3 protein-coding genes are annotated in these 3,600 nt (G+C 46.2%); 2 read left to right on the forward strand and 1 reads right to left on the reverse strand.

Annotated features, from left to right (window positions below):
- Window positions 1-125: 125 nt before the first annotated feature.
- Together PF479_RS01875 and PF479_RS01880 are read left to right on the forward strand one after the other, a co-directional pair.
- The gene (locus PF479_RS01875; RefSeq protein WP_298001667.1) at window positions 126-851 is read left to right on the forward strand and encodes a hypothetical protein; all 726 of its coding nucleotides are present in this window, start codon (window positions 126-128) and stop codon (window positions 849-851) included.
- A 66-nt stretch (window positions 852-917) separates the two neighbouring features.
- Complete coding sequence (locus PF479_RS01880) at window positions 918-2,015, forward strand: AraC family transcriptional regulator (RefSeq protein ID WP_298001669.1); 1,098 nt, start codon at window positions 918-920, stop codon at window positions 2,013-2,015.
- A 58-nt stretch (window positions 2,016-2,073) separates the two neighbouring features.
- Here the strand turns inward: PF479_RS01880 and PF479_RS01885 are convergent.
- Window positions 2,074-3,600, reverse strand: a 1,527-nt coding sequence (locus PF479_RS01885; RefSeq protein WP_298001671.1) for a cation acetate symporter, incomplete at its 5' end; no start/stop codon positions are given.

Consider the following 3,600-nt stretch of genomic DNA (forward strand, 5'->3'; position numbering starts at 1 on the left):
TATAACTTCGTTCTGAAGTTTGGTCAGCCGGGCTGGCATGTCATACTGGCACTCTTCATCGGTATTGTGTATTACCCCTATATTGCATTTTCAAAAGCATCTTACCAAGGTTAAAGGAGTTTGTTATGAAGAAAGCCCTGGCCTTTCTGGCTTTAATTCTGGTTACATCTTCTCTCTATTCCCAATGGATGGAAATGTCAGTTTTATTGAATGAATCAGTCTGGGCTTCTTCATCTTTGAGTGAAACCATCCGTGGCCGTTTGATCACATACGGACCGGAAGCATTATTCGATGGTGATCTCTCCTTCCCATGGGTTGAGGGGAGCCCCGAAAGTGGTATCGGAGAATCTGTGACTATATTAACAAACAGGCCGATAAACGGTTTTTCACTGACCAACGGATTTGCCGGATCGCCTTCATTGTTTCAAATATATAACCGTTTAAAAGAAATGGATCTGTCTCTGCTCATCGGGTTTACTGCCCCGGGACTGGTCAGCGAAACAGATTATTATCTTTACTTTCTTCAGGAAATCGAGGCCGGTTTATCTGTATCTGTCAAAGACAGTTCAGCTTCTCAGTCTTTTGACTTTCAATTGACTACAGAGGAACAGAGGGACCTGTGCAGGAAAGTCTTTCAGGATTTTGCTGTGGACCATCCCATGCTGATTAAAATGATATTGGATGAGATTGGATTGACGGAAGATAACTATGATAACCCCGAAAACCTTTATCTGATCATGGAATTGTATGGCTTTCTGGCATTGCGTCTCACAATCCGGGATGTCTATGAGGGAAGCCGATATAATGATACCTGCCTGGCGGAAATGAAGTTTGATCTGGATGAGTTCTAATCAACTTTTTAATGCTCCTTTGAAATAATTGAGGTAAATAAAGCAGAAGCATTTTATACTCTTTATATGACGGGACTTACATTTGTCGCTTCTTTGGGAGCCATTCAGGGAGTCATGCTTCTCCTCTCCATCTTGTTTCGATTCAGGCACAAGAAAAATCTTGCCCTTGCCTTGCTGTTGCTCGTTTTTTCAGTCCGCCTGGTGACAATCCCTACGTGGAACCCGGATATCCTTCTGTCTTATCCTGTCTTATTCCCCTTGACAACACCCCTTCCTTTTCTTTTCGCCCCATTGTTATGGTGGTACATCCGGGAATTGTGTTCGGACACCCTTGCGACTCCGAGACCTCTGATCCTACTTTTTCTTCCCTATCTTATGGAAACGGCTGCTGTTACGATCACTCTTCTCTCAATGGCTGCAGTTGAATATGAACTGTTTATACACAATGTCTTTTCAGGGAATCCTCCCTTATGGCTGCCTGTCAGAAATGGACTGAAGGTCCTGGTTAATGTCTGTTATATGGTTGCGGCAGGGCGCATCGCCTTTGGGAAAAAATCAGCCATTCTATCTTCCTCCCGCCGTTTATGGCTCCGCTCCCTGATCATCCTTCCGTCTGTTGTGTTGATTTTTTTTGCTTCTGTTGCCGTTTTTCCCGGAGCCTCGGAAGCGTTGGCAGGAGGCAGTCCAGCTCCTTTCATGATTCTTGCAATTACAATGGCAGGGCTTATTTATGGAATTTCCATACTTATGCTGATTGTTCCTGACCTGATACAAGTCACTTTGAAGAGTGTTACATCAGAGCAGGTCTGTTCAGAAAAAGAGTGTGAATACCTTGTTCAACGCCTTGATAATCGTCTGAATGAAGCAGCCTTCCGGAATCCTAATTTATTGTTGACAGATCTTGCTGCCGAGTTTAAAGTGCATCCCAACAGGCTTTCATACGCCATAAATCACAGCTGTCATACCAGTTTCCGCACACTTTTAAATTCCCGACGACTGGAATATTTTTTAGAACAGATCGTCCAGGGGGCCTTAAAAAAACAGTCCATCCTTGATCTGGCCTTTGAATCGGGATTTCCTTCGAAAACCACTTTTAACCGGGTATTTAAAGAACAGATGGAAATGTCTCCTTCTGAATATATGAGGGAGCTGAAGTCGTCTTAGCATAGCCCAAAAAAAGGCTGCTCCTTTTAGGAGCAGCCTCACTTTATTCAGAATTAAATCAGCTTAAAGCCTTATTATCCTTTTGAGTCAGAAGGGAAACAACTACCAGCGTGAGAAAGCTCAGGGGGATAGAGATGATCCCGGGATTATCCAGAGGGATAAAGGCCTGGTCAGGGCTCAGTCCATAACGCTCAAACATACTGGGTGACATCAGGATGATCCCGATGGCTGATACCATACCGACACCCACTGAATAGGCGATTCCTTTGGCAGTGGTTTTTTTCCAGAAGAGAAGCATGATGATCGAAGGGAAGTTCGCCGAGGCCGCAATAGCAAACGCCCAACCCACCAGGAAGGATACATTCATACCCTTGAAGGCGATACCCAGAGCAATCGCCAGGATACCTACACCGACTGCAGCTGTTTTTCCTATGACTACTTTTCTGGTATCGGTCATCTCAACATTCATATATTGGCTTATCAGGTCGTGGGCTACCGCACCCGAGGCTGCCACTATCAGACCGCTCACTGTTCCCAGAACTGTGGCGAAGGCAATGGCGGAAATGATGGCAAAGAGAACCGTTCCAAACTGCTTGGCCAGAAGGGGGGCCGCCATATTGGAGCTTTCCAAATCCAGTACACCATTCACCATGGCTCCCAGTCCTATGTAGAGAGTCAGGATATAGAAGAATCCGATCGCCACGATGGCCAGGATCGTCGATTTCCGGGCATCCCGGGGGCTGGATACGGTGTAATAGCGGATCAGCACATGAGGCAGGGCAGAAGTACCAAAAAAGAGAGCCAGCATGAGAGAGACGAAATTCAGTTTTGACAGGGGTGTTGATCCTTTGTCGACCTTGAATTTTAGACCGGGTCTCATGATTTCTTTACCCGAAGTAAGCTCCTGATACCAGATAGAGACGGAGTCTCCTTCAAATTTGAAAGCATGTTTTGTGAATCGGATAACTTCACTGTTTTCGATGGTGGAGATGTAGCTGAAAGGGGTTAAGGGACCAGTCGATTCAACTTCTTTCCCGTCCACAACGATCTTGTTCATATGCCCTACGGGATAGAATCTCTGCTCTTCAATGGGAGCACCATTGTAGAGTTCTACTCCTTCAGCCGGTTTGACGATGCTCAGGGCTTCGGATACCACTCCCGCTTCCACCTTGTACCAGTTGTTATAACCTTCGTTCTCAAGGCGGACAAACTGACCCTTGCTGTCTTTGTAATTCCCGGTTATGGCGTAACCGGATTCATTAATCTTTGTCACCCTGTCACCGGAAACGACGGCGCTCAGTTCGGTAAAGTCATGATATTCGTCATTAGGAGGCGTATCCAGTCCCTTGTTCAGAAGCATAATGACCAAAACCGTGGAGAATACGATAAGCAGGCCCCCCTTGATGAACTGAACATAGGTGGTGGATTTCATACCGGCTGTAGCCACGATGAAGATAACAATGGAACCGACCATGATGACACCGACGTAATGGGGCAGTCCCAACAGGGGGGTCACCAGAGCACCGGCTCCTACCATCTGGGGTATCAGATAGAAGATCGAGACCACCAGGGTGCTGATTCCGGC

Source organism: Oceanispirochaeta sp., assembly GCF_027859075.1.
In the GTDB taxonomy this organism is placed as follows: domain Bacteria; phylum Spirochaetota; class Spirochaetia; order DSM-2461; family DSM-2461; genus Oceanispirochaeta.

What these genes read in the sequence shown, in the direction of transcription:
- PF479_RS01880 (WP_298001669.1), top strand. Translation starts at nt 918, where the DNA reads ATGACGGGACTTACATTTGTCGCTTCTTTGGGAGCCATTCAGGGAGTC.
- PF479_RS01875 (WP_298001667.1), top strand. Translation starts at nt 126, where the DNA reads ATGAAGAAAGCCCTGGCCTTTCTGGCTTTAATTCTGGTTACATCTTCT.